1 protein-coding gene is annotated in these 233 nt (G+C 58.4%); it reads left to right on the top strand.

All coding sequences use genetic code 11. The features are described 5' to 3' along the window. Window positions 1-233 (top strand): transposase (locus ACNFCI_RS24165; protein ID WP_416768455.1); only part of this gene is annotated, 233 nt, incomplete at both ends.

Genomic DNA, 233 nt, shown 5'->3' with positions numbered 1-233 from the left:
GGCGGTCTGACCACCAAGATTCACATGGTGTGCGATGCCAATGGCGTGCCATTGCATTTCAGGCTTTCACCAGGACAAGCCAGTGATGTCTCCCACGCTCAGCCGCTGCTGGATGCTGTAAGAATTGCTGGCAAGCCAGGACGACCGCGTAAACGTAGCCGGTGGTTGCTGGCTGACAAGGGATACGATGCCGAGCACCTGCGCCAGTACTGCGACCGTTACCGAATGCAGCC

Source organism: Pseudomonas sp. NY15356 (genome assembly GCF_048068175.1).
GTDB lineage: Bacteria > Pseudomonadota > Gammaproteobacteria > Pseudomonadales > Pseudomonadaceae > Aquipseudomonas > Aquipseudomonas putida_K.
Note: the sequence above shows the minus strand (reverse complement) of the source record. Positions and strands in the feature narration are given on the sequence as shown.